The 394-nt window shown below is 57.4% G+C and carries 1 protein-coding gene; it reads right to left on the bottom strand.

The window, feature by feature from the left end:
* On the bottom strand, window positions 1–141 hold a 141-nt coding region (locus tag ACWTU8_RS33310; RefSeq protein WP_455851441.1), incomplete at its 3' end, for an ATP-binding cassette domain-containing protein.
* Window positions 142–394: the final 253 nt, after the last annotated feature.

Raw genomic sequence — 394 nt, 5'->3', positions numbered from 1 at the left:
CGAGCTCTTGCCGGAACCGGATTCGCCGACCAGCCCGAGCGCTTCGCCCTGGCCGATCTCCAGCGAGATATCGTCGACCGCGCGGTGCCTGGCTCCGCGATAGGAAACGGAGAGGTGCTCGACATTCAGAACCGAAGACATGGCTGGCAGAACCGAAGACATGAAGGACCCGAAACCACTTTCTGCGCGCGCGGCGATCAGGGGCAATCGCTTCCGCTTTCATAGGGAACAATCTCTATAAAATTACTCGAATTAAGCCTAAGCGCAATCTAACTTTCACTGACTGGAAGATTTTCGGGGGCACGGCCACAGGCCGCTGCACTGGCGGTTTTCCGCACCCGCAGGGAAGGAACAGAGATGTCGCACATGATCCTCAGCGCGTTCTTCTTCAATC

Source organism: Mesorhizobium sp. BHbdii, from assembly GCF_053848045.1.
Note: the sequence above shows the minus strand (reverse complement) of the source record. Positions and strands in the feature narration are given on the sequence as shown.